This window comes from Gammaproteobacteria bacterium (assembly GCA_016199745.1).
Taxonomy (GTDB): Bacteria; Pseudomonadota; Gammaproteobacteria; order Acidiferrobacterales; family Sulfurifustaceae; genus JACQFZ01.
Genome location: JACQFZ010000047.1, coordinates 27,944 through 52,093, shown reverse-complemented (window position 1 = coordinate 52,093; position 24,150 = coordinate 27,944). Strand labels below are relative to the sequence as shown.

General features: G+C 55.6%; 19 protein-coding genes. 7 read left to right on the top strand and 12 right to left on the bottom strand.

Going from position 1 to position 24,150, the window contains the following annotated elements:
* Positions 1-49 precede the first annotated feature (49 nt).
* The 4 genes from HY308_11225 to HY308_11210 all read right to left on the bottom strand — a co-directional run bounded on the left by HY308_11225 (position 50) and on the right by HY308_11210 (position 2,116).
* Positions 50-367 carry a hypothetical protein gene (locus HY308_11225; protein ID MBI3898855.1) on the bottom strand — a complete coding sequence of 106 codons (318 nt, stop codon included), beginning with the start codon at positions 365-367 and terminating at the stop codon, positions 50-52.
* Between the two features lie 217 nt (positions 368-584).
* Positions 585-1,007 (bottom strand): hypothetical protein, encoded by a 423-nt coding sequence (locus HY308_11220; GenBank protein MBI3898854.1) that lies wholly within the window; start codon positions 1,005-1,007, stop codon positions 585-587.
* 62 nt (positions 1,008-1,069) lie between these two features.
* Positions 1,070-1,597 carry a hypothetical protein gene (locus HY308_11215; protein ID MBI3898853.1) on the bottom strand — a complete coding sequence of 176 codons (528 nt, stop codon included), beginning with the start codon at positions 1,595-1,597 and terminating at the stop codon, positions 1,070-1,072.
* Between the two features lie 30 nt (positions 1,598-1,627).
* Complete coding sequence (locus HY308_11210; GenBank protein MBI3898852.1) at positions 1,628-2,116, bottom strand: type VI secretion system tube protein Hcp; 489 nt, start codon at positions 2,114-2,116, stop codon at positions 1,628-1,630.
* A 938-nt stretch (positions 2,117-3,054) separates the two neighbouring features.
* Between HY308_11210 and HY308_11205 the strand changes: the two genes are divergently transcribed.
* Complete coding sequence (locus HY308_11205) at positions 3,055-5,373, top strand: EAL domain-containing protein (protein ID MBI3898851.1); 2,319 nt, start codon at positions 3,055-3,057, stop codon at positions 5,371-5,373.
* A 70-nt stretch (positions 5,374-5,443) separates the two neighbouring features.
* Complete coding sequence (locus HY308_11200; GenBank protein ID MBI3898850.1) at positions 5,444-6,541, top strand: branched-chain amino acid ABC transporter substrate-binding protein; 1,098 nt, start codon at positions 5,444-5,446, stop codon at positions 6,539-6,541.
* Between the two features lie 59 nt (positions 6,542-6,600).
* On the opposite strand, the gene HY308_11195 is transcribed toward HY308_11200, so the two are convergent.
* The 3 genes from HY308_11195 to HY308_11185 are packed head-to-tail and all read right to left on the bottom strand — an operon-like array spanning position 6,601 to position 9,381.
* Positions 6,601-7,392: a hypothetical protein gene (locus HY308_11195; protein MBI3898849.1), complete on the bottom strand. Its 792-nt coding sequence runs from the start codon at positions 7,390-7,392 to the stop codon at positions 6,601-6,603.
* A gap of 41 nt (positions 7,393-7,433) precedes the next feature.
* Entirely contained in the window at positions 7,434-8,363 is a 930-nt protein-coding gene (locus HY308_11190) for a DMT family transporter (protein ID MBI3898848.1), read from the bottom strand.
* Positions 8,338-9,381, bottom strand: a complete 1,044-nt coding sequence (locus HY308_11185; protein MBI3898847.1) for an amidinotransferase — start codon at positions 9,379-9,381, stop codon at positions 8,338-8,340. Before HY308_11185 ends, HY308_11190 begins: the two co-directional genes overlap by 26 nt.
* A 610-nt stretch (positions 9,382-9,991) precedes the next feature.
* Between HY308_11185 and HY308_11180 the strand changes: the two genes are divergently transcribed.
* Positions 9,992-12,742 (top strand): ABC transporter substrate-binding protein, encoded by a 2,751-nt coding sequence (locus HY308_11180; GenBank protein MBI3898846.1) that lies wholly within the window; start codon positions 9,992-9,994, stop codon positions 12,740-12,742.
* A 266-nt stretch (positions 12,743-13,008) separates the two neighbouring features.
* On the opposite strand, the gene HY308_11175 is transcribed toward HY308_11180, so the two are convergent.
* On the bottom strand, positions 13,009-13,908 hold the full coding sequence (locus tag HY308_11175) for a LysR family transcriptional regulator (GenBank protein MBI3898845.1): 900 nt from the start codon (positions 13,906-13,908) through the stop codon (positions 13,009-13,011).
* A 118-nt stretch (positions 13,909-14,026) separates the two neighbouring features.
* On the opposite strand from HY308_11175, the gene HY308_11170 reads away from it, so the two are divergent.
* Positions 14,027-14,674 (top strand): glutathione S-transferase family protein, encoded by a 648-nt coding sequence (locus tag HY308_11170; protein MBI3898844.1) that lies wholly within the window; start codon positions 14,027-14,029, stop codon positions 14,672-14,674.
* A 25-nt stretch (positions 14,675-14,699) separates the two neighbouring features.
* A complete protein-coding gene (locus HY308_11165) occupies positions 14,700-15,665 on the top strand; it encodes a pyridoxamine 5'-phosphate oxidase family protein (GenBank protein ID MBI3898843.1) in 966 nt (321 codons plus the stop codon).
* 4 nt (positions 15,666-15,669) lie between these two features.
* Here HY308_11165 and HY308_11160 read toward each other — a convergent pair whose 3' ends face one another.
* The 4 genes from HY308_11160 to HY308_11145 form a co-directional block, all read right to left on the bottom strand.
* Positions 15,670-16,692 (bottom strand): GGDEF domain-containing protein, encoded by a 1,023-nt coding sequence (locus tag HY308_11160; GenBank protein ID MBI3898842.1) that lies wholly within the window; start codon positions 16,690-16,692, stop codon positions 15,670-15,672.
* 245 nt (positions 16,693-16,937) lie between these two features.
* Positions 16,938-17,147: a dodecin domain-containing protein gene (locus HY308_11155; GenBank protein MBI3898841.1), complete on the bottom strand. Its 210-nt coding sequence runs from the start codon at positions 17,145-17,147 to the stop codon at positions 16,938-16,940.
* Between the two features lie 84 nt (positions 17,148-17,231).
* Positions 17,232-17,963, bottom strand: a complete 732-nt coding sequence (locus HY308_11150) for a hypothetical protein (protein MBI3898840.1) — start codon at positions 17,961-17,963, stop codon at positions 17,232-17,234.
* Positions 17,936-18,886, bottom strand: coding sequence for a DMT family transporter (locus tag HY308_11145; GenBank protein MBI3898839.1), 951 nt, complete (start codon positions 18,884-18,886; stop codon positions 17,936-17,938). The genes HY308_11150 and HY308_11145 overlap by 28 nt, the downstream gene beginning before the upstream one ends.
* A 144-nt stretch (positions 18,887-19,030) precedes the next feature.
* Here HY308_11145 and gcvA point away from each other — a divergent pair, with 144 nt between their 5' ends.
* Both gcvA and HY308_11135 read left to right on the top strand, forming a co-directional pair.
* Positions 19,031-19,930: a transcriptional regulator GcvA gene (gene gcvA / locus HY308_11140; GenBank protein ID MBI3898838.1), complete on the top strand. Its 900-nt coding sequence runs from the start codon at positions 19,031-19,033 to the stop codon at positions 19,928-19,930.
* Between the two features lie 809 nt (positions 19,931-20,739).
* A complete protein-coding gene (locus HY308_11135) occupies positions 20,740-23,709 on the top strand; it encodes a phosphoglycerate dehydrogenase (GenBank protein ID MBI3898837.1) in 2,970 nt (989 codons plus the stop codon).
* The last annotated feature ends 441 nt before the right edge of the window (positions 23,710-24,150 follow it).

The window sequence follows — 24,150 nt, the reverse complement described above, 5'->3', positions numbered from 1 at the left end:
AACAAGAACGCGTTGCGACGACGGCGGCGCCCCTGTCGGATCCACCGTTCTAGGAAAATACCTCGTGCCGGTTTCTGTTTCCGACGAATTCGCTCAGGCGCTTGCCAGCATTTAGGCGCGGATTTGGACCGCCACTAACAGTAACTTCACCGAGACCAACCGCCTGCTTCTCGGCTTTTTGGAACATGCCTTCCAAATGAAAGTAATAAAGCAGATCGTTTTGGATGTCAGCTCGCTCGTCGGGATCCAGAAAGCCCTGTTCCTGATTGTCCCTTGTAATATCCACCTGCATGCTCTGAATCTGGCACTCGATCGCCGATCGAATGCCGGTGAGCTGTGAGGAAGTGAGCATTCTTAAATCGGTCATGTGGTGACGGTGCTAATAGAGCAAGCGGGTAATCGAAGACGAGCCCAGCATCGCCGATATAATTCGCTACGCGCCGGCGACCGACGATCTGCCAGGCACGCTAACCCGTAGTTCGTGAACACCCGCAGCACCGGCTCGAATGGGTTGGGACTTGCTCGTTTTTTTGCGGGGGAGGGCACAGGACTGCGTGAATCGTCTTTCAACCCAACTGAAGCAATCATCTCAGCCGGCAAGCAATCTGTGGTAACTCTCTGCGTTCATGAGCAACAATGTCGGCATAGTTAAAAATGGTATATAGATCTTGATAAAGATTTAAGTCCTGTTCCAACTGTTTCCTGGCGTCGGTAGTTAAATCATCCTCTTTCAGACTTCGCTCGATGTATCTTGCTTTATGAGCCAGTGCCGATTCGATAAATGAAACGTCCTTGTATTGCAGTACGTGAATATCGTCTGCGTTGGGTTGAATCTTTGATTTGATTCCGGCCGCGGTGACTTCTCCCAACCCAAACGCTTGTTTTTCTGCCTGTTGAAAGAAATGTTGCAGATAGTCGTAGTACATAAGGTCACCTTCCATTTCGCCCCGTTCATGGACATCCAAGAAACCGTCTTCTCGATCGTCCCTTTCGATTGCGGTTTCCATGGCCCAAATCTGGAATTCGATCGCTGATCGAATTCCAGTGATTTGCGCGGACGTTAATATTCTTAGATCTGACATACCGGTGCCAAATACGGAATCAAGCCACGTAGTAAACCTACAAACTCTTCATATTTCATATCGTAGGCAGGTTGAAAAGCATAGTGATAAAGCCTACCACCAGGATACGGTTTCGCATTCTTTGCAATGATAATGCCGTCGGGAATTGGAACATTTTTATCAAGGATGTACCAACAGCCCTTCTTTCCTAGTTTGCGCCTGTCATTAAATTCGTTGAATAACGAAATTCCGCCCGACATCCCAAGTACGTAAAGCTCACCTTCTTGTTTATAGGTAATTACATCTATTGCCTTTGGAACCATCAAGCCAGTGACTTTATTTAGCTGCTTCCTTGGACGACTGTCTTCGCGAATCCTTAGAAGGTCAATAGTAGTATCACCATCTGTGTACCCCTGGCGAAGCAGCAAATCGACGTCGAGGTGCCTTAGATAAGTTACTGTGGGATCGGTAGCGCGCCTTAGTCCCAGCAACTTGACGGCTTCCTCTCTGGTCATGGTGTCCGGCAAAATGTTCATTCCTCAAATCCTCCTATGATGTCCTTGTCGTTAGCTCTTAGTATTCGTCGCCGTATTAAACCCCACCGCAATCGGCGACAAAATTTTCCCGTCTTCGTCGTACGGGGTGTAACGCATCTCGATCGCGGTGAAGCTGACCCCGAAGTGCTCGATCGGTCGGCGGCGGTCGGTGGTATAGCCGCCAAGTTTGTACTTGTTGATCAGCGCGTGTTTCAGTACGAATTCCCCGAAGACATCGGCGCCGGCGCCGGTTCCGGTCTTGGTGAGTCGGAGGATGAAATCCTTCCCGGTGCCGCAACACGCTTCCAAAAATAACTGGGGCGTTGCGCTGTCCATGGTTTTGCTGAACTCGAGGTCGGTGGTGATAGTGTTGGTGCTCTCACGATCTCCCCGGGTCGACGTCGCCGAGGTGATCTTGCGCGATGTACCCCAATTCCATTGAATAACATCGATCCATCCGGAATGCCCTTTATCGGATGTTTCGCCTTTTACGCCGGGTACGAAGATGAACACAGACATGAATGGACTCCCTTCCAAAGGTGTGTCGTTATATATAAATAACTAAGCGGCAGAAGATTTCGTGATGAAAACTTCCGGCGGCGCCGAATAGGCGTCAGGATGAGCGGCATATGCGCGTTCCTCCGTTTCCTTGTTATCCGTGATCCAACAAACTGCTTTTTTTATCGACACGCTGATTGCGGGATGAGCAGCGGCCGTAACGCCGCGATGCTAGCGCGGCGTTTTCACGAAGTAAACGCCGATTCAGCTCAGTGGCATACCACTCACATCGATTCTCGGCGCCATCATGCAAAATTATAAAAACGCCTTATCCCGTCTCGAATCGACCGGTATCAATGCCGTCCACGAGATCGGTGAGTTGCTGCGTTCGCGGTTGTTAGATCGGTTGTTGTAGCTTCCCCTGAGCGTCCGGCACAGGGTCGTGCGCCGGAACGTCCCGCCATTGGTGCGCCGTAAATGGGTTGGGGTGTCGGTTTCCCGTCACCTACACTTGCAGAGTAGTCATACATCCCACGTAACCGCATATATAAGGTGCGAACCTATTCGTGTGGTATGGATATTGCTCAACTGTATGGTAATTGATGCAAACAATGGAATGGGGGTGCCGTCGTGGTTCCAATGCTGTTCAAGAAGAACGTAGGCTATCGCTCCGTTCTTAAATATCTACGCGCCAGCGACGAGACGTTAACCCATGTATCGGTGCAAGGGCCGCTGCTCCCGTCGTTACGATTATCGCGTGTGATCTAACGGTACGGTGGAGCACAATGATAGGGATCGTCGACCGTATATCCAATCTGACCTCATGGTTGACCCGACTTAGGCGGTACGCCAGTGGTCTTGGACGCCGTTCGGCGTCCTATCAAAACGGGTTTCTTGATACCACGCGAGTGCCAGTACTCGATCAGACCCCGGTACATGCGAGCTTAACCGAGCCGTGCGTGGATGCTCATCGGATGGACCTCTCGCCGGCGGCGCCCGATCCGGAAGCGGAGCGTGTTAGCTTGCTATATCGGCAGGCAACGCCGACCTTAGTGATGAGTTTCGGAATCGCCGCCCTCTTGGGGGCGGTGTTGTGGTACGAAACCCATCCGACCTGGCTCATGGCCTGGATCAGTGCGGTGGTGGTGGTCACGTTACTGCGTATCGTTGTGACGCTCGCGTTCCGGCGTTCGCATTCGCCCGAGCCTAAGCGTTGGGAGAGGATATATACGTTAGGGGCGGTCATCGGCGGTAGTACCTGGGGTTTGGCCGGGTGGCTACCCGAGTACACGCCGTCGCTCGTGCATCAATTGTTTATCGTACTGACGCTGGCCGGTATCACTGCTGCCACTATTGTCTCTACCGGGGCATCCTACCGGGCCTATCTCTCTTTTCTGATCCCCGCGCTGATGCCACTGACGGTGTGGGAAATTCAAAGCGATCAGTACGCCAGTATCAGTGTTGCGGTGTTGGTGGCGTTATTCGGATCGACGCTGGCACTGACAGCGTTTAGCTACCATCGCAATCTACTGCAATCGCTGCGCATGCGCCGCGAGAACATTTTGTTGGACGCCGAGATACGGCTAACCGCGCGTGTGTTCGACGACACGCTGCAGGGCACGTTGATCACCGACGTCGACGGGCGCATCACCAAGATAAATCCGGCAGCGACAGCAATCACTGGTTATAGCGTCGCCGAGGCCACAGGAACTCCGTTGCGCCGCTGGCTTTCCGACCAAAATGCGGCTGCCTTTCACGACGCGGTTATGGCTACCGTGCGCACGACCGAGAAATGGGAAGGCGAGGCCTGGTACCGCCGTAAGAATGGCGAGGCGTTTCCGGTGTGGCAGACCATCACGACAGTACACGATCGGCACGGTACAGCGGTTGGGCGCATCGTTGTCTTCGGCGACATCAGCGAGCGCAAGCGCGAAGAGGACCAGATCCGTCGCATCGCCTACCAGGATCCGCTAACGAAGTTGCCGAATCGGCGCGTGTTCGAGGATCGTCTCGACCACGCTGTGAAACGCACCAAGCGTCGCGGTGCCCGCTTTGCGATTTTGTTCGTCGATCTCTACCATTTCCGCGCCATCAACGACTCGCTCGGCTATCACGCCGGCGATCAGTTGTTGCGCACCGTGGCACAACGTTTACAAAATCGCGTGCGCACTGAAGATACGGTGGCGCGACTGGAGGGCGATAAGTTCGGCCTGATCCTCGAGGACATCGCCGCGCCTGGCGACGCGGAAACGGTAGCGCAAGATGTGATCGCTCTGCTCAATGCCCCGCTGGCGCTCGCGGACGAAACACTGATCCCGGCCAGCTGTATCGGTATCGGTGTTTATCCGGAAGATGGTTTGGATGTCGAGACACTGATCGAGAATGTGGACACGGCACTCAATCTGGCGACCAAGCAGAGCGAGAACAGCTACAAGCGTTACTCGACGACGATGACACGCGCCGCCTCCGAGCGGCTGTCGATGGAGTGGGCGTTGCGCCGTGCGATCGAACACGACGAGTTGGTACTGCACTATCAACCGTTCTATTCGCTGAAACGCGGCGCCGTCGTCGGTATGGAGGCATTGGTGCGTTGGCAGCATCCCGAGCGCGGACTGGTCCCGCCCAATCTCTTCATTCCGCTCGCCGAGGAGACCCGATTGATTCTGCCGCTCTCGCGCTGGGTCATGCACCGCGCTGCGTGCGATTGGCACGAGCTGAACAACGGTCATGTGCCGCCGCTGCAATTGAGCGTCAACATCTCGGCGCAGCAACTGGCGCAGCCCGACTTCGTTTCCACGATTGCCGAAGTTCTACAAAGCAGCGGTATGCCGCCTGCTCAGCTGAAGGTGGAAATCACCGAATCGGTTTTGGTGGCGGATCCCGATTCGGCAGCAACGGTTCTGCAAAATCTGAAGGCGCTTGGCGTGCATATCGCGATCGACGACTTCGGTACCGGCTATTCCTCGCTCAGCTACTTAGCGAACCTGCCGATCGACACTATCAAGATCGACCGTGCGTTCATCCGCAATCTCGATACCAACACCGCCAACGCCGCTATGGTCCAGGCGATTCTGCAAATGTCTCAGGCACTTAAGCTGGACGTCGTGGCGGAAGGTATCGAGACCGAGGCCGAGGCTTCGATGTTGCGCAGCCTCGGCGGCGATATTTTCCAGGGATACCTCTTCTGCCGGCCGGTTCCGAAGGAATCGTTTGCGGAAAAAACCGGTGGCGGTTCATCCTATTATGGTGACGTGCCTAAAGTCGTACGTCGCAGCTAGCTAACCCCGAAACATTACTATACTGAACTAAAAATACTCGCCACTTACTTCCGAACATGGAGGTTCTAAAATGATAACGCGTGTTATTGTCCTCATTGCGGCTCTGCTGTTGGCCGCGGTCGCGCAGGCCGAGCTGCGGATCGCCGCTGTCGGCCCCATGAGCGGGAACGACGCCTCCTTCGGAGAGCGTATACGTCGTGGAACGGAAGCAGCGGTAGCCGATATCAACGCCAGTGGCGGCCTACTCGGTCAAAAGCTGGTCGTCGAAGTTGGGGACGATTTCTGTGACGCTCAGAAGGCCGTCACTGTCGCGCGACAAATGGCGGACAAGAAGGTAATACTCGTCGTCGGCCACGATTGTTCCGATGCCTCAATCGCTGCCTCCGATGTGTATCACTCGCATGGCATCGTGCAAATTTCCCCAAGCTCAACTAATCCGACGTTCACCGAACGTGGGCTCGACAATGTCTTCCGCGCGTGTGGCCGTGATGACGAACAAGGTACGATTAGTGGGCGCTACATTGCCCGTTATTACCGCGACGTGAATGTTGCGATCCTGCACGACAATGCCACGTATGGAAAAGGTTTGGCGGAGGCGACCCGCAAAGCTATGAACAAGCTCGGCAAGCCCGAGTCACTCTACGAAGCGATCATTCCCGGAGAGAAAGATTATTCCGCGATTGTAGAAAAAATGAAGCAGAAGAATATCGGCCTGATTTACTACGGTGGTTACCATCCGGAGGCTGGATTGATCGTGCGCCAAGCGCGTGCGCTCGGACTCAAGGCAACGCTCATGGGCGCCGATGCGCTGATTACTCGCGATTATTGGACCATCGTCGGTGACGCAGGCGAAGGGACTCTCATGACTTACAGTCTCGAGCCCTGGCGTAATCCACAGAATAAATCGATTGTGGACAAATTCCTTAAACAAGGTTTCAAACCGGACGGCTATGCACTTCACGCCTACGCGGCGGTGCAGGCGTGGGCGCAGGCGGTGAAACGTAGCGGCACTATGCAGACCTCGGAAGTTGCTAAGGCGCTAAAGAGTGGTAATCGTTTCAATACCGTGCTTGGCCGGATTGCCTTCGACTCCAAGGGTGATGTCACGGAGCCGGGATTCGTCGTGTACCGATGGAGCAGGGGGGACTACGACTATGCCAAGAACTGAACCTAAATACGGCGGGTCGCTCCCCTTGAAGGGAAGGGACCCGCAGTTGCAGTAACGATTCAGTTCTTCGTTGGACCAACCCATCCTTTTTTGTAGAGCAGTTGCGCCGACGGAGTGGTTGCCCTAGGAATGTAATCCTTAACGGTATAAGCGAAGTTAAGTCCGGTCCGTTTGGCACTAGCCGCCTTCAGCGGAGCGACCCGATGGGCCGTGGTGTCGCTCTTCAATAGATACGCATCCCCGGGCACCAAAGAAACGCGAGTTACGTTGGGACCGTGCAGATCGGCAAGTGAGTTCGAATTAGCCACGAGCTCCACTTCGCCGCCGTGTTCGGGAGGTGGTGCCTCGAAAATGAGCGCCAGCGAAATGGGATAGTCGTCATAGTGGGCGCCGAAAGTATCTCCCATCTTATGAAGATCGTTCAGCACGAAGCGATCAAGATCCGACAATGGTAGCACTTCCTGGTTGGTGAGAAAGCTCAAAAACCGCAATAGTTCTTCGTTCGCATAAAGCAACGGGATGATCGTCGATAGTTCTTGAATGGAATCGCCCGACAGCGTTCGCATATTGCGCGGACTGTCGTTCATGCACTCCATTTCGAAATCTCGACGGATCGCTAGGTCTCGAAGTCGTTGTATTTCTTTTTGCAACAACTCAAAACCGATCGATTTCATGAATCCGGGAAGCTTGACGTAGTGATGCTTCAGGTAATGTTCCCGGTAGGTCAAGGCTGACACACCATCGAATAGATATCGATTGGTATCAAAAAAAAGTTGTGTTACCGCCCCTAGGCCCAATGATGCGCGCGTGTGTTTGTTTAGGACTTCAACAGCTTTTTCATTTGTCAGCATAATTCTGCTCCTTCAGTTTTGCGGCCTGGCCTTGACGAACGTTACTTATGCGTCAGGGCCGAGTTCTTCGCGTTTAAAATACGCTGATCACTTGTTTTCGAATTCATGCCCTCGATTTGTATCACGACTGTTCCCACCAGCATCAAAATACATCCCGCTATTTCCTGCTTCGTCATGGTTTCGTTTAACAGCAAACTACCGAATAGGATGGCAAATACCGCCTCTAGTCCTAATATCAGAGCGACATGAACCGACGGCGCTGTCTTTTGGGCACGCATTTGTACAAGAAATGCGAATCCCGTCGCGCCGACTCCCGTATACAAAAGCGTCGCCCACGTGGAGAGTGTTAATTTGGAAAATATAATTGAATGATTGCTGAAGATGACGGACGCTACGAAGCAACTAACGGCTACCGTCGCGACTTGAATCACGGTGAGGCAAATCGGACTGTGTCTCTTCGAGTAATAACCAGTAAAAGTAATTTGCAGTGCAAACGCCACCGCGCAACCGAACACCCAAAGATCGCCCGTATTAATCGTCCGTTGATTGTTCAGCGACAAGAGTGCGAGACCGATAACACTTAGCGCGATTGATACGATCTGCTTGCTGGTGACTTTTTCACGAAACAATGTGATGGCGAAAATTGGTACGAAGACAACGCTCACGCCGGTGATGAATCCGACCTTTCCGGTGGTCGTATGCAGAAGTCCGATGGTTTGAAGGACAAAACCGGCACTGAGCGTTATACCGATAACAACACCCCCGAGTAATGTCGGGTAGTCAATTTTTTTTAGTTCTTTTCCGTAAATAATCGACAATATCGCCGCGCCGATGGTAAATCGAAGTGCGAGGAATCCCAACGGCGATACGTCATCCAACGCCAGTTGGGTCGGTACAAACGTCGACCCCCATATCAGCGCGACGACAAACAGCGAGAAATACGCTTTACAGTGGTTCAGTGAGTTCTGCATAGATGTCGTGACGACGTTCCGTGTTTCCAGCATTCAGCCAAGTACTAAAGGTACTGTCTCGTGTTACATCGCAAGTCGCGCAGTGAAACGATCCACCAAAAGTATTGAAATGTCTAAAGGGCACCAAGATGGGTTTCAAACCGAGTCTCTTGATAAGAGCGATCATCGGTTTGTCTTGCGCTTCAACTAATACCCGCTCTTCATCCAAACTCAAGACGTTCATGTTGATCCACTTGCTGGTCATGTAGAGGGGATGGGCATCTGGAATTACCGGTTGCGGTGCGTGCACCAAGTCCCACCCCTGGAAAAGCGTCTTGCTGAGTTCGCTGGTGAGACGAGCCGGAACACGCTCTGGATTGATAAGCATCAATCCGGGACGAAGCGGCATCATAGTGGCGTCGATGTGCATCGGATGTGCATCGGAAAATTTCAAAACGTGCATCCGAAAACCGTCGCCAATCGCGGCTTGTAACCAGCGGATTCCGCTGAGATTGGTTACGTGACTTCGCTGACAAATGATGTCCTTCCCAAAACGCATAAAGTCGGCGGCGTCGAACGTTGGCTCGACCTCGGTAATGACACTGCGAAACTCGGAATCGGAAGCTTGCCAATTTTTTGTGTAAAAGTCCTCTGCCAGCGTTGGTGTGGGCGGACGTATCCAGCGTGCGCCTTTTGCCGCGTATTCGCTAAGAAGACGGCGATAGGGTTCGCTTTCGCGTTGACGCGAGCGCCACGACATCGGAGCTTCAATGATTCGGTCGCCAACCGTTAAAAGTTTGTCTCGGGGCATCGCTGCATACATTCCTCCTTTTGTTTGCCACGCTGGCGTCGTAATCGGGTTTAAGAACAAATCAACGGGATTGTCCGGCCGTCGAACGACGACTCCTTCTTGTTCCAAAACATGTACGAGCCCGTCCAGCTCCTTTTCCGCAGCTTCCACTTGAACTCGAGGAAATGGTCTTCCGGCGTTTTTTCGAAAGAATTGCCACTGTGTTTCGGGCATAGTCGCCTGGATCATGACTTCAGGCTCATCAGGTACGACAGCGCCTTCAATTCTGCCAACGATAACTTCTTTCAGTTGGCTCCATTCATCAAAAGAACAGACAGATAAAGCGTTGGTTAACCTTGGTTTGGACTCTAAGAAAGGATCGGTAAAGTGAAGCGGGTTAAAAAGTGTTTGGCCCTGAACATCCCGTATTATTGAGGCAGAGGGTTTAATTCTTGCCATTTCATTCTCCTCCTTGGACCGATTGTTCTGTTAACCCCTGGTGGCGAAGTGACAATAGATCATGGCACATTCACTAAAACGCAGCGAGTCGGTGTTATGCAGAGTCCTTGGTAGATGCCTATTTTTGCCCCAGGGTAGGTATCGCCAGCACACGTGTTTTTTCGCTACTGTGAAGTCAAACGAAAGAGCAATGAGGTTGAGCGGCGATTTATCCCCCGGATTATCTCGTCCGTCCGCCATTCCCGCCCGAGCGGGTTATTACGACAAAACTGGCGTCAACTTGACTAACCCCGGTGGACTGCCGAAATTAACGCTTGGCAGCGGTACTCCGCCCAGGAAGTGTTTCCGGATGCTGATGCAATAAAACCAAAAGTCCGGCAGATTTGCTGCATCCTCACTAATGATTACAACTGAGCGGAGACCGTCCGCAATCATCTTTCGAACAGGGAGGTTCCATGTGACCACGCGCATCGCTGTTTTTATTGCCGCTCTGTTGTTTGCCACCAGTGTAAAGGCCGATTTGCGCGTCGCGGCGGTCGGTCCCATGACCGGAGAAGGTGCTTCCGCGGGCGAGCAAATACGGCGAGGTGTGGAAGTCGCGGTGGCGGATATCAATGCCAGCGGTGGCTTGCTCGGCCACAAGCTGGTTGTAGAGATTGGCGACGATACATGCGATCCCGAGAAAGCGGTCGCGATCGCGCAACAGATGGTCGATAAATCGGTGGCCCTCGTCGTTGGTCACGATTGTTCCGAAACCTCAATTGCTGCCTCCGACGTATACCACAGGTATGGCGTTGTGCAGATTTCCCCGAGTTCCACCAATCCTAGATACACCGAACGCGGACTCGACAACGTGTTTCGCGTGTGCGGTCGTGACGACCAGCAAGGTGCGACCAGCGGACGTTACATCGCTCACTACTTTAGAAACGAGAACGTTGCGATCCTGCACGACAACACTACCTACGGTAAAGATCTAGCGAACGAGACCCGCAAAGCTATGAACCGGCTCGGTAAGGTAGAGGCGCTGTACGAAGCGATCGTGCCCGGAGAAAAAGATTATTCGGCGATTGCTCAAAAGTTGAAGCAGGCGAATATCGGTTTTGTCTACTTTGGCGGCTACTATGACGAGGCCGGACTTATCCTGCGCGCGATGCGCGCGCTCGGGATCACCGCCATATTTATGTCCGGCGATGGGTTGAACACCAAGGATTTCTGGTCCGTCGCCGGTACAGCAGGTGAAGGCGTCCTGATGACTTTTGGCCCCGAACCGGCGCGTAATCCAGACAATAAACCGATCGTCGATAAATTCCTTAAACAAGGCTACAAACCAATTGGTTATACGCTCCATGCCTATGCCGTAATACAGGCCTGGGCCCAGGCGGTCGAACGTCGCGGGACCACGCAAGTCTCGGACGTGGTCAAGGTCCTCAAGAGCGGCGAGCATTTCGACACCGTGCTAGGCCGGATTGCCTTTGATACCAAGGGCGATATCTCCGCACCGGGTTTCGTCGTTTACCAATGGAGCAATGGCAAATTCGACTACGCGAAAGAAACGCATGTAATGACGATTTACAGCTTGCCCATCATTGTGGGGCTCATTATTTTTAAGCTGGTGTTGTTTATCTATGCCGTTCGATCGCGGGTCAAAAACGCCAGAACTTGGTTGTTTCTCTGCTCGCTGGCTGCATTGGCTCTGTTCAATATCTCCGAGATTTTTCTTCTAAATTACTTTTCCTCATTAGGTATCGATCGCGCGTTGGAGGTATCTGGTTATGCCTACCTCGGAACGACCATTGTCGCTGTCGCTTTTCTGCTGCACTTGTCCTTGCAATTTGCACTGGAACGGCAAACGACATCGCCAATTCTTTGCGCGATTGTTTACTCGCCGGCCTTGTTGCTGGAATGTCTTTTGTTGTTCACCGATAGGGTAGTTGCCGGTTTCCAGCCGTTTCAGTTCGCCATCATTCACGTTCCCGGGCCGTGGTACTTCCTTTTTGAAACGTATCTCACGGTTTATTTGGCGGCCGCGCTGGTCAATTTGCTGATCGCGGCGACCAACACGAAACTTCTGCCGATTGCGCGGATTCGAAATCGACTATGGTTGACGGCGCTGACACCGATGGCGCTGCTGATGATTTACGTTATCGTATCGCGATACTTTCATTGGCCGCAGATTTCGGAGCACGCGTATATCCCCGTTGCCGAGTCATTTTTCCTGTTGGTCGCCACTTACGCTACCTACCAATATCGGCTTTTCGATATCGAGTTTTATATCCCGGGGTCGAAAGTACGCGAACGCAAGACCCACTTCTACCGACGCATTCAAACGACGATCGCGGAACTTAGTACGATGCCGTCGATGGAAGCGGTGCTGTTTCGCGTCTCGAAACTTCTGCATTGCCCGGTGGCGCTGCTAGGCAATGGGCGGCCGACCTACGCCGTTGCCGACGGCGATGATACGGATGTGTTAACACTATTTCCGGCTGACACGCTCAACCGGATCGACCGCATCATCGTCGCCGATGAGATTCAATACACCCTGCCGGTGCTCCATCGGTGTATGCGACAGTATCAGGTGGCAGCGATCGTGCCGTTCTATCCGAATGCGAAAGCGGCCGCGAGCTGGATGCTGTTCGGTAACGCCTTCAGTGCAACCGTTCATACACCACTCGACTTCCGCCAGGTGGAACGGCTGTTCGACAGCCTCGGTGAATTCTTCGTCGACCGGCTTGCCTTGTTAAGGACGGAGTTGAGCAAAGCGCAGCAAACGGTCGCTGAGCACGCCGGCGTGCAACATCGAATTCAGGCGCTGGAGAGGGCGCTGGATAGAGAGCACGATACTGCCAAAACCTTGCGTAAATATAATCTTAATTTAATGATGGAATGCCATCGGCTCCGCGAGGAGATGGTGGCCCGAGACGGCAATAAGACCGCCCGCGTGATCCAGCTGCTGCCAAAAATCATATCGCTGGAAGTCAGCAAGACACTCGCGCAGCTCACCGTGGAGTTTGAAAAGCGCAAGATCTTGGATGCACTGGCGCGTGCCGGCGGTAATCGATCCGAGGCCGCGAGACGGCTGGGATTGAGGCCGAATACGCTTCATTACAAGATGAAGCGTTACGGGCTTATCGACGATGGTCAAAGCGAATAAAGCACTTGCTCACTATGGTTCGTGTGTGTTCCCTATAACGGTACTCGGCGATATCGAGGCGACCGGATTGTTTTCTGTTAGCGTGACTGGTCTTTAAGCTCGCGTTTCATTCACTCAACAAACACGCGTGTGTTGTTCAGCGCCGAGTGGACTTGTCTATCAAAATTCGTGAGCCTCGCTCGCGACCGAAGGATAAGCGACCGTGTCGTAACCGATGATATTGACTGCCTCAGTTGGGCCATGCGCGGTTTGGTGCCGGATTATCATTATCGTTCTTTAGGTAGCATGCTCTTCAGTTCTTTTTTTATCCACTCCACGAACACGCGCGTGCGCGACGGCAGTAGCCGCGCATGCGGGTAAATGACGCTAAGTGGTATCGGCGGTGTCTCGAATTCCTCCAGCACGATACGTAAGCGTTTTTGCGCGACGTACGGTGCGACCTGATACGACAGAAACATACCGAAGCCGGCGCCTTCGGCGCAGGCGGCGATCGCCGGCGTCGATTGGTTGAAATCGAGATTACCGCTGACCGGCACCGTGAGCTTACGCGGACCGTCTTGAAACGCCCATGATTGGCCGGCGACACCGGCAAAGCAGACGCAGTTGGCGCGCGCCAGTTCCTTTGGATGTTTCGGTGTGCCGTGCTTGCGCAAGTACGACGGGCTGGCAACGACGACGCGCCGAATCTCGCTGATCTGCTGGGCGACCAACGACGAATCGACTAGGGGGCCGATGCGGATGCCGACGTCGATTTGTTGTTCCAATAGATTTACCACGTGATCGAGCAAGATCAGGCTGCAGCGCAGCTTGTCGTAACGCTGCACGAAGCGCGTTACCGCCGGCGCAACATATATCTGCCCGAACAACACCGGCGCCGTAATCCGCAGCATGCCGCTCGGTTCGGTTCGATCGCTCGTTAGCGCCTCCTCGGTTTCGGTCACTTCCGCCAGGATGCTGCGGCAGCGCCCGAGGTAGGTTTTGCCTTCGGCGGTCAGCGACAAGCGCCGGGTAGTGCGGTTGAGTAGGCGTACGCACAGGTGCTCCTCCAGCGCCGCCAGCGTTCGCACCACCGCCGGTAACGACGAATTCAACGACCGTGCCGCCGCCGTCAGGCTGCCGTCATCGACGATGCGCACGAAGGTTTGCATGGCGCGGAGCTTGTCCATGCGCCTATGATTGCTCCGAAAAATGGAGCAGTCAAATTCAATGTGCCGTCTTTATCATTGGCGGCGAGGCGCCCAAAATTCATCCGGCCAACTAACCGCAATGACTACCGAGGCCATGATGACAAATACCGCTATCGTCCGACCCGCACGTCCTATAAAGCTCTACCGCTTCCGTCTATCTGGGCACGCCCATCGCGCCGAGCTGATGCTGTCGTTGCTCGGCTTGCCGTTTGAGTCGATCGACGTTGATCTCGTTACCAAGGCACAAAAGAGCGATGCATTTCTCAAGCTCAATGTCTTCGGCCAAGTGCCGGTGATCGATGACAGCGGTGTCGTCGTTGCCGACTCAAACGCGATCTTGGTCTACCTCGCCGGCAAGTATGACGATGGCCGTTGGTTACCGCGTGACCCGCTGGGCGCTGCCAACGTGCAGCGCTGGTTATCGGTGGCCGCTGGTTTGGTCGCGTTTGGGCCGGCGGCGGCCCGTGCCATGATTTTGTTCGGTCGTAAGTACAACGCCGACGAAGTTATCGGCCGCGCGCAGGCGTTGTTCGAGGTGATGGAGCAGGTGCTCGGTGAATCGCGCTTTCTCGTCGGCCGCGCACCCACTATCGCAGACATCGCCAACTACACATACATCGCCCATGCGTCCGAAGGCAACGTGTCGCTTGCGCCGTATGCGCACCTGCGCGCATGGCTTGCGCGGATCGAAGCATTGCCGGGCTTTGTGCCGATGATCGCCTCGAAGGCGGGATTGGTGGCTTGAAACGCTAACTCGCGGAATTGCGCCCATGTCGATGCCCGGATGGCCGCACGATGATTCGCCGTTTCATCGTGGCGAGCAGGAAGTGCAGGCGCGCGTTGGCGTGCGCGCCAAGGTCGAGTCAGCCGGTCGCCGAGTGGTGCGCGCCTTTATGCCTGAGCAACATCGCGAATTTTTTTCGCAATTACCGTTTGTTGTCGTTGGCGCAGTCGCTGCCGACGGCCGTCCGTGGGCGTCGATGTTGGTGGGTGAGCCCGGATTCATGAACTCACCGGATCCCGCTTTACTGCGTATTGACGCGCCGCCGTTTGCGGAAGATCCGATTATGCCGGGGTTAAAACTGGCGGCCGACGTCGGTGTGCTCGGTATCGAGCTGCATACACGCCGGCGCAATCGCATGAACGGTCGCATCGTCGGTCGCGATGCGTATGGTATGACGATTCAGGTAGCGCAAAGTTTCGGCAACTGTCCGAAGTACATCCAGCAACGGGCGTACCGCCGACTCGTAAGTGAATCGACAACGACGCCGCAGTCGTTGCAGGTGTTGCCTCGGCTGGACAGTGCGGCGGCGTCGCTCATTCGTGCGGCCGATACTTTTTTTATCGCAACGCATTATGCCGCGGCTGATGCGCGACCCTCGTACGGCGCTGATGTTTCGCATCGTGGCGGCAAGCCGGGTTTCGTGCGCGTCGATGATGCGGCGACGCTGACGTGGCCGGAGTTCGTCGGCAACTTCCTGTTCAACACGCTTGGCAATTTAACGGTCAATCCACGCGCGGGGCTGCTGTTTCCGGATTTCACCAACGGCGATCTGCTGTTGTTATCGGGCCGCGGTGAAATTATTTGGGACGGCGACGAGCTCCAGGCATTTGCCGGTGCCGAGCGATTGCTGCGCTATCGCATTGAACGGATTGTGCGGTTGCCGGCGGCGTTGCCGTTACGTTGGCAGTTGCAAGAGTACTCGCCGTTTCTGGCGAATACGGGTGCGTGGTGATGGGTTACCGCGCGGTTTCGGCGCGATGCCTTTCGGCAGCTCTAACGAACGGACTGCGGGCGGCGGCGTTGGCGAGTCCGCTATTGATGTCCTTCAGTGGGCTCGTTGGATCGGCGGTCACCAGCTCGACGACGAATTGATTGCCGCCGAGACTTTTGGCGCGAAGCAGCGCGCGGTCAGCGCGACCGACCAACATGCTGCTCATATCGCCGCGCGAATACGGCGTGACGCCGGCGGAGAACGACGGTACCGGTAACGATTTGACGCCGACCAGGCAATGGGTCTGGCCGGCTCGGCGGATGGCGTTGTGTAGTACCGTGGTAGCGCCGTCGACGTTAGTGTTGGGCAATAGCACGGCAAACTTTTCGCCGCCGAAGCGTGCCACATGGTCATGCCGCCGCAAGGCGGTGAAGACATGGGTAACGTAAGCGCGCAGTATCTCGTCGCCGGTAACCTGACCATACGTCGCGTTCACCGTTTTAACGCCATCGACGTCGAGCATCACCAGCGTCAGCGGCGTACCGTAACGTTCGGCGCGGCCGATCTCGTCGATCAATCGGCGGAGGAAGGCGCGGCGGTTGGGTAGACCGGTGAGCGCATCGACAAGGACCGGCGCTCGCGCGTCGATTTTTTCCGGTGTCGATGCTGTCCGTACTTTCAGAAGTCGCGTGTCGCTGGTCGCGCGTTCGATTTTGCTGTGTAACGAGCGTTGACCTTTGAGCACCTCGTCGATTCCGTCGAGCAGAATCCGCCGCAGCGTTTCCACTTCCTGCGAGGAGTCGGCCTGCTTGAGCGCATCCAACTGAATTTGCAGCAGTGCACCGAACTCGCGATTTTGTATCAGCGCATCGCTCAAGTTGCGCAGGATGGTTTCCTGGAGCTTAAGTGCATCGTCGCGACCTTGATCGACGCTGACCGGTGGTGGGATCGAATTCTCGTTCTTCCGTGCCGCAAGGGTGGGGATGTCTTTTATGGGCTCGGGTCTGGTGGACGGCGGAACCCCAGCGCGCGGCGTTTTTTGGTTCACGTTAAAGCGGCGACCTTTGTTGTTATATAAGGTATGAGTGACGGGTGATGAACGTTACTCCGCACAACTCTCATCCAATCCAATCCTTGGAGCGGGGACTCTAACCTGCGATCTTTTAAATGACAACCGATTGGGAGGGCAAGTAGGTTATTGCCAGGTAAGGGAAGTGAGGACGGAAGAACGGTTACTGACTTTGCCCGCCCACTCCGCGGCGGGAGGGGCGGGATGCCGCCGATATTCGTCAGCTAATCTTCGAGCGTAAAGCCGACCTTTAAGGTGACCTGCCAGTGCGCCACTTTTCCTTTGGCGACTTCACCGCGAGTGTCGATAACTTCGAACCAACGGATATTACGCACTGTTTCCGAGGCTTTGCTGATCGCTCGACTGACCGCGTCCTCGACGCTGGTGGCTGAAGTACCGGTCAGTTCAATATGCTTGTAAATGTGGTCGGTCATCTGCGTTCTCCTGGGTTGCCTAAAATCCTTCGTGCGTTCAACTGTGTCGAACCATACCGACCAGGACATACCGGAGCAAGCAAGCTAATCGGCGGTGTACATGGCGGCATACACGCGGTCGAAAGACTCACCGTTTTTGACCCGCGCCAGCAATTTAAAAACCCCTTTATGACCCACCTTGTTTATCCACTGCCGTACTTCCTGCTTGGCGCCGGCGTAGTGCTGCGTGAGCTGGTCATCATCGCCGTCGAAGAACTGCCAGCCGTAACGCAATTGGGTGATGGCGGTTAACCGGCGGGTATCGAGAAAATCGTAGCGGCTTCGGTAATCCACTTGCATCGCTGCGCCTTCGTCGAACCATACGGGTATCTCGAAGGTCCGCGCCCAATAACCGACGTGCGCGAAAACCTCGGCGTGAACGAATTCATGAGCGATGACATCCACGTTGTGTCCGTGTGGGCCGATGACGATGTAGGATCGACCCGGCGGAAGATGGGTAGTGGCATATTCATTCGCCGTGAACTTGGTGAGTGTCAGCATGTGGTGGCCGGCAATGACCACCGGCGTTGCCGATTGCGGGCCGTAGGCGGCGACGACGCGCGCCTGGGCCTGCTTGATGAGCGACAGCAATTCGTTGCGTTCAGCGCGCGTGGTCTCGGGCGCGACGTAAACGTTCGCGTCGATCGGGACGAAGTCGGTGTAAGCGACGAGTGCGCACGCCAGCACGTCGTGTTTGTACGCCGCTAACGCCGTTGTCGATACGAGCAAGAAAAGCGCAACGATGCCGATTAATTTTTTACGTGTGTTGCTGGCCATGGCTCCGACGGGCTCGGCGTTAACGCCGGTAATTTCGCTAGCCGCATGATACCAACGACCGCCAGTGAAATAAGAACGGCACCGAACCATTGCATCGCCAGCAGATGCTCGTCGAGAAAGAGGTAAGCCGCACCCACACCGAAGATAGGAATCAGATTGAGAAATAAACCGGCGACACTCGCGGAGGTTCTCCGTAGGCCGACGATATAAAACCAAAATGCCAGCGCATAATAGAAGATACCGGCGAGGCCGGCCCAGGCCCAGGCGGCCAGACTAACCGTCGCCAACGGTGCGCTTCCGTCGCCGATCAACTCCAACGGCCAGATGACGAGTGCCCAGATCCAGGCAAACGTTTGTTGCAAAGCCACGATCGCCAGCGGATCGATCGACGTCTCCGTGCGGCGCGTGAGCACGGTATAAAGTGAACAACAGAGAACGCCGGCGAGCACCAGCAAGTTGCCCACCATCGAGCTACCGGTGCTGACGGCAGAACCGACGCCCGACACTAAGCACACACCGGCAATAGCAACGGCGGCCAGTACCAGGAGCGAAGCGGATATACGCTCGCGCAGTATCAACCACGCCATGCCGAGAATCAGAATTGGCTCCGCGGCCCACAACAGTGTCGACAGACTTGCGCTCGTCAGTTTCAGGCCGAACAAACCGAAGGTATAAGCGATGCCAGGATTGAGCAGCCCGATTAAACCGAGTTGCCATACCTCTTTGCCGTGCGGCAAGCGTAAGCGCCGGATTCTTACCATGGTCCACAGAAAAACGACGCTGACGGTGAGTTGTACGACTAACAGTGTCAACGCCGGCACGTGCGTTAATGCACCTTTGGTCATCACGGTGGCTAAGCCCCAGCAAGCGGCGGCAGCCGTCAGCGGCAGCGCGTGCTGCCAGTAGGAAGGCAATTTCTGCATTTTTTTGGCTCCGGACTCGGCAAAGATTTTCTTTAGGGCTACCATTCAAGGGCAGCGTTCCGAGTTGATATTAAGCAGTGCCGGCACGGAGCCCCTAACCATATTTTCTGTGTCTGCGCATTAGAAAATCTTAACGGAGTCAGCATGCGTCGACCCTTGCCATCCCTAAATGCGTTGCGTGCGTTCGAAGCTGTGGCGCGTCATCTGAGCATGCAGCGCGCGGCTAAAGAGTTGCACGTGACGGCGGCCGCCGTGAGTCAACAAATTAAATCGTTGGAGTCATATCTCGGCCGCAAATTATTGCGCCGACAGAACGGTACCTACGCCTTGACGGAAAACGCGCTCGCCGGGTTTCGCGATTTGCAGGAGGCGTTCGATCGGCTGGCGACGGCGGTCGATGCCATGAAGCGCGGCGCGCGTACGTTGCTCACTGTCAGCGTCGAGCCGTCGCTGGCGGCGACTTGGTTAGTGCCGCGATTGCATCGGCTGAAGGCACAGCATCCCGGTCTCGATGTGTTGTTGCAGGCGTCCAGCGAGTTGGCCGATTTCGCGCGCGATCCGGTCGATGTCGCGCTGCGCTACGGTATCGGCAAGTACCCGGGCTTAGCGTCCGAGCGTTTTTTCGGCGAGGAGGTGTTCCCGGTCTGTAGCCCGCAACTGTTGCGCGGTAAGCATGCGTTGAAGAAGCCGGCCGATCTGCGTCATCATCGGTTGTTACATTTGCAGTGGACTCCGCAGTGCGGTCAGTGGCCGGATTGGGCGGCCTGGTTGAAGGCGGCGGCCGTGAACGGCGTCGATGTCGAAAAGGGCTTACGCTTTACTGAACACGCAATGGCATTGCAAGCAGCAGCCGAGGGGCAGGGCGTTGCGTTGGGGAGTACCGCGCTGGTGGCGGATTATCTGGCAACCAAGCGTCTGGTTAAACCCTTCGCCATCAGCATGGCCACGCGTTTCGGCTACCATTTCGTTTGTACCGAAGAACGGGCGCAGGAACCGAATATCGTGGTTTTCCGCGATTGGGTCATGCAAGAAGCGCGACAATGAGCCGTCGCTCACGATTTGCCCGGCTTGCAGAACAGCAGAGGTAGCTTTTCGTGAGTTTCTGCCGCATGTCGTGACCAACGTTTAATTTCCATATGAAAGGTTTAAACCACCGGCTTTAGCTGCTAAATCGATGAACGTCACCGTTGCTACCGCTGGCACGCATGGCTCCCTCCCCCTCAGGGGGAGGGTTGGGGTGGGGGTGGGTTTTCGTTCTGTCCGACAACGGTGCCCGAAACCCATCCCCCTCCCAACCTCCCCCTTGAAGGGGGAGGAGCAAAATGAAACGGGTCGTTTTAGTCGACGCGTATCCGGACTTTCAGTCCGTCACATGAACCCACCGGCTTTAGCCGGTGGTTGTTGAGTGGCGGGCATGTCGTTTCGGAGTAAGGCCGGTGGCTGGTCGCTGGTGCGTCCCGTTCTAAAAAGGCGCTTAATGTCTCTTTTGGGCACTAAAACGCCGCTGCGGCTGACCTCATTCTTGCCGTTTTTTCCGAGAATTTTAGGGAGACTGGTTGCGACTCCGTTCCCTGGCAAACCCATGTCGCATACGGACAAATCACCGGGATTGATTAGGACGATGCTCTGTCAGCAACGAATAGGTCGTCGGGTTTATATCGGTTAACGGTCACCCTACAGACGGATAAGCTCCGTCTCCATTCCGTGGAGGAAGTTAGTACAGCTCGCAGGCAGCTCGTCAGCGCCTGAGGACATTGCTGCTCTAACGCCGAGCGACGAATTCCTATCCTTAAAAAGTATTCCGCAGACTTTAACTTTTACCAGTAGCACTCTTGATTAACGGGGCACGTGAAATGACGACACTAGACGAATTGAAAGCGCAACGAGCAGCATCTTTGAAGGCAACGGAAAGCGGCCCGCCGGCACGGACGTCGAACCAATTCTTTGGTGTCGGCCCCATTACCAACATGACGCGCGACGAAGTCGAACGTCGTGCCATGCGCTTTCAGTTCGAGGCTTGGTTAGAAAAGAACTACCGCAAGGTCGACGACCGCGGCCAGCCGATGGGCCCGATCACGCCGGGCGAGATGGAGCGCAGCATGCATCGCGGCTATCCAGCCGACAAAGTCGTTGTCGACATGATGCGCGAGATCCATCGCTACTTCGGTTTCCCGAAGAAGAACAACATGGCGGTCGGCTTGGGCGGCGGTCACAACGGTTTCACCGTTGCCGTCATGCACTTGATGAACCCGAACGACCCGTCGCAGCACATCTTCGTCGATACGCCGAAGGTCGAGACTAGCGCCGCCGACGCCGGCGGTTTCTTCCGTCAGTCGTGGGGCACACAGATCCTCGAGCTGCAAAAGTTCGCGCCGAAGGGCGACGTCGAGCGCGTGCACTTCACCGGCACCGAAGGCAACGTCCCGACCGCCGATGAATTAGTAAAGATGGGCATCAAGCTGTTCGTCGGTGTCGGTCACGAGACCACGGGTGCGACCACCTACAGCGAAGCCGACGTGCGCAATCTGCTCGCCTGGCTCGACAAGAATCCGAAGGACCATCACGCGTTGATCGACGGCACCTCGCTGCTCGGTGCGATGCCGTGGCCGGAAGACTTGGTGCAGCAGGTCCTGAGCAAGGCCTGCTTCTTCATGCCGTTCCAAAAAGCGGTCGGCGGTATCGCCGGTTATTTCACCGCCACGTTCACGCCGGAAGCATTGGCGATGATCGAGAACAACGTGCAGACCCCGGGTTGGGCGATCCCGCGCCATCTGAAGTTGTCGGCGCCGAAGAACGCGAAGCTGCCGTTGACCGGCGACCGTTCGACTTCGCTCGGACCGATTTACGACGCGCAGAACGACAAGATGCTCGGCGGCATCATCAATACCTTTAGTAATACCGCCTTCGCCGAGACCACGTTCGGCCTGCTGAGCATGGAACAACGCGTCGGTAGCGCCAAAGAAATGAACAAGCAGTCGGTGATCAATCGCCAGACCGTGGCCGATTGGGTCAGCAAGCATCCGCTGTTCGAGCTCGGCGTCAAAGACGAGACCCGTCGCGGCACCGCCGTCACCTTGCTCAAGGTGGTCGACGCCAGCGTTAAGGATCCGGCGGTGCACGCCAAGATCATCGCCAAGTCGAAGCAGTTCCTGAGCTACGAAGGCCTGACCCATCCGAACGGCGACTACGAGCCGGGCCTCGACACCGCGCGTTACATCAACGCGTTCCCGAACACCCCGGGCGACTACCGCGCCTGGATCGGCGGCGCGCGTCCGCAGAGCGACATCGTCGCGCTGCTCGACAATCTCGAGTACGCCTACCACCGCGCCAAGATCGTCGTGCTCGAAGAAGCGCTCGCCGCCCAAGGCGTGAAGTTCGAGGCCGGCAAGAAGAGTGGCGAGAAGACCCGCAAGGACGATCCGAGCAAGGCCTATAAAGTCCTGATCGCCGACCTCGTCGCTATGAAATTCGGCCGCGACGGCAAGCCCGACGCGAGCGAAGTGCGTGCGCACATCGAATCGCTCGGCGGCGTATTCCACAACGGCCCGGCGTCGACCGCCGGCAAGCTGGAAGCGGGCACGATTCACTTCTTTTATCAGCCGGACTTGAGCCGCGAAGACGAAATCCTGGCGCAGACCGACAAAGGCCAGTACGACGCGCTGATCGCTGCCGCGACCTTCATTCCGAAGGTGGCGGTGTTCAACGAAGGCGGTGTCCGTATCGGTGCCGGCACCGGCAACATGGGTAGCGATTCGTGGGGTGGCGGCAACGGCAAGGTCGGCAAAGCGCCGCTCATGAACACGCCGAGCTTCAACAGCCGTGCGACCGCGCAGATGGCATTCAAGGCGTTGCTGCGGGTGATGCCGGATCTGAACGTCGACGAGTTGCATCGTCGTGTCGTCGAAGGCAACTTCGATACCGGCAAGAACCTCAAGGAGTACCCGACCGAGAAGCTCGAAGGCAAGCGTATGGCAGTGCTCGGCTACGGCAACATCGGCCGCGAAATGGCGCGCATCGCCAAGGCGTTCGGTATGCACGTGGTCGTGCACGCGCGGCCGAAGTACAAAGACTGGATCGAGTCGGAAGGCAATGAATTCGCCGCCACCGCCGAAGACGCCGCTAAGGGTGCGGATGTCATCAGCCCGCACGTCGGTCTCGGTGCACTCGATGCCGCCAGCGGCCGTTACGCTAACCAAGGGTTGCTGAACGATAAACTCTTAAGCGCACTCAACGATGGCGCCATCATCGTCAACTACGACCGCGGTGAGTTGGTCGACGGTGAAGCGTTGGCAAAGGCGTTGGCCAGCGGCAAAGTTCGTTACGTCTGCGTCGACGCCGACATGTTCGTCGATGGCAGCGGCAAGGTTACCGGCCCGATCGTGCCGTATCGCGAGCTCGAAAAGCGTTTTCCCGGCAAGCTCGAGCTGTTGCCGCATGCCGCCGCCGACACCGAGCACGTCTCGCGCGTGCAAGGTGCGAAGCAAGCGGTCGATCAGATCGTGCGCGCGATTCGCTTCAGAGAAGTCGTAAATCTGAAAGGTGATGTGCCGGCGGGTTACACCGATGTCGGCAGCCATACCGTGCCGGGTGTCGGCAAGGTCAGCGCTAATCGCATGAGCAGCGTTGCCGGCGATAAGGAACTGGCGAAGAAACTGCGCGCGTTGAGCGAAAACCTGACCGCCTTCTGGAGCGCGATCGATTCGACCGAAGACCCGGCGCGTCGTGCCGAGCTCATCGAGCGGCACGCGGCGAAGTTCGTGTCCGAATCCAACCGTTACATCACGTTGATCGGCCAGCTTGGCTTGAAGGGACCGTATAATTAACAAGAAGACGTAGCTTTACTCCTCCTCGCGGAGGAGGCATGCCTGAAGGGCCGGAGGGTAACAACTCTCCGGCCCTTTTTTATGTGGCAGCAAGTAACGGACGATGAGTTGATGTGGAGGACGAGGCGATTAGCTGCACTAAGATTTACTCACCGCCCACTGCGTGCTGCCGAACTACTGGCACTTAAAATTTTTATCGTCTTTTACGTATTAGCCCGCCACTTCCAAAGTTCATACGCTGATGGGATTGCAGAAGATGTATTGCCCGCCTGGCTCTATTTTCGTTAGGAAATTTATTTACTGCGACGGCTTTCGCTGTCGTTTTTAATCGTGAATGAAATCTTCATTTTTGAAGATGCATAAATTTACACATTTACACAAAAGTACAACGCGACATATATACCAGAAAGATGTCGTGGTGCATCAAGCAAGTTTCCACCA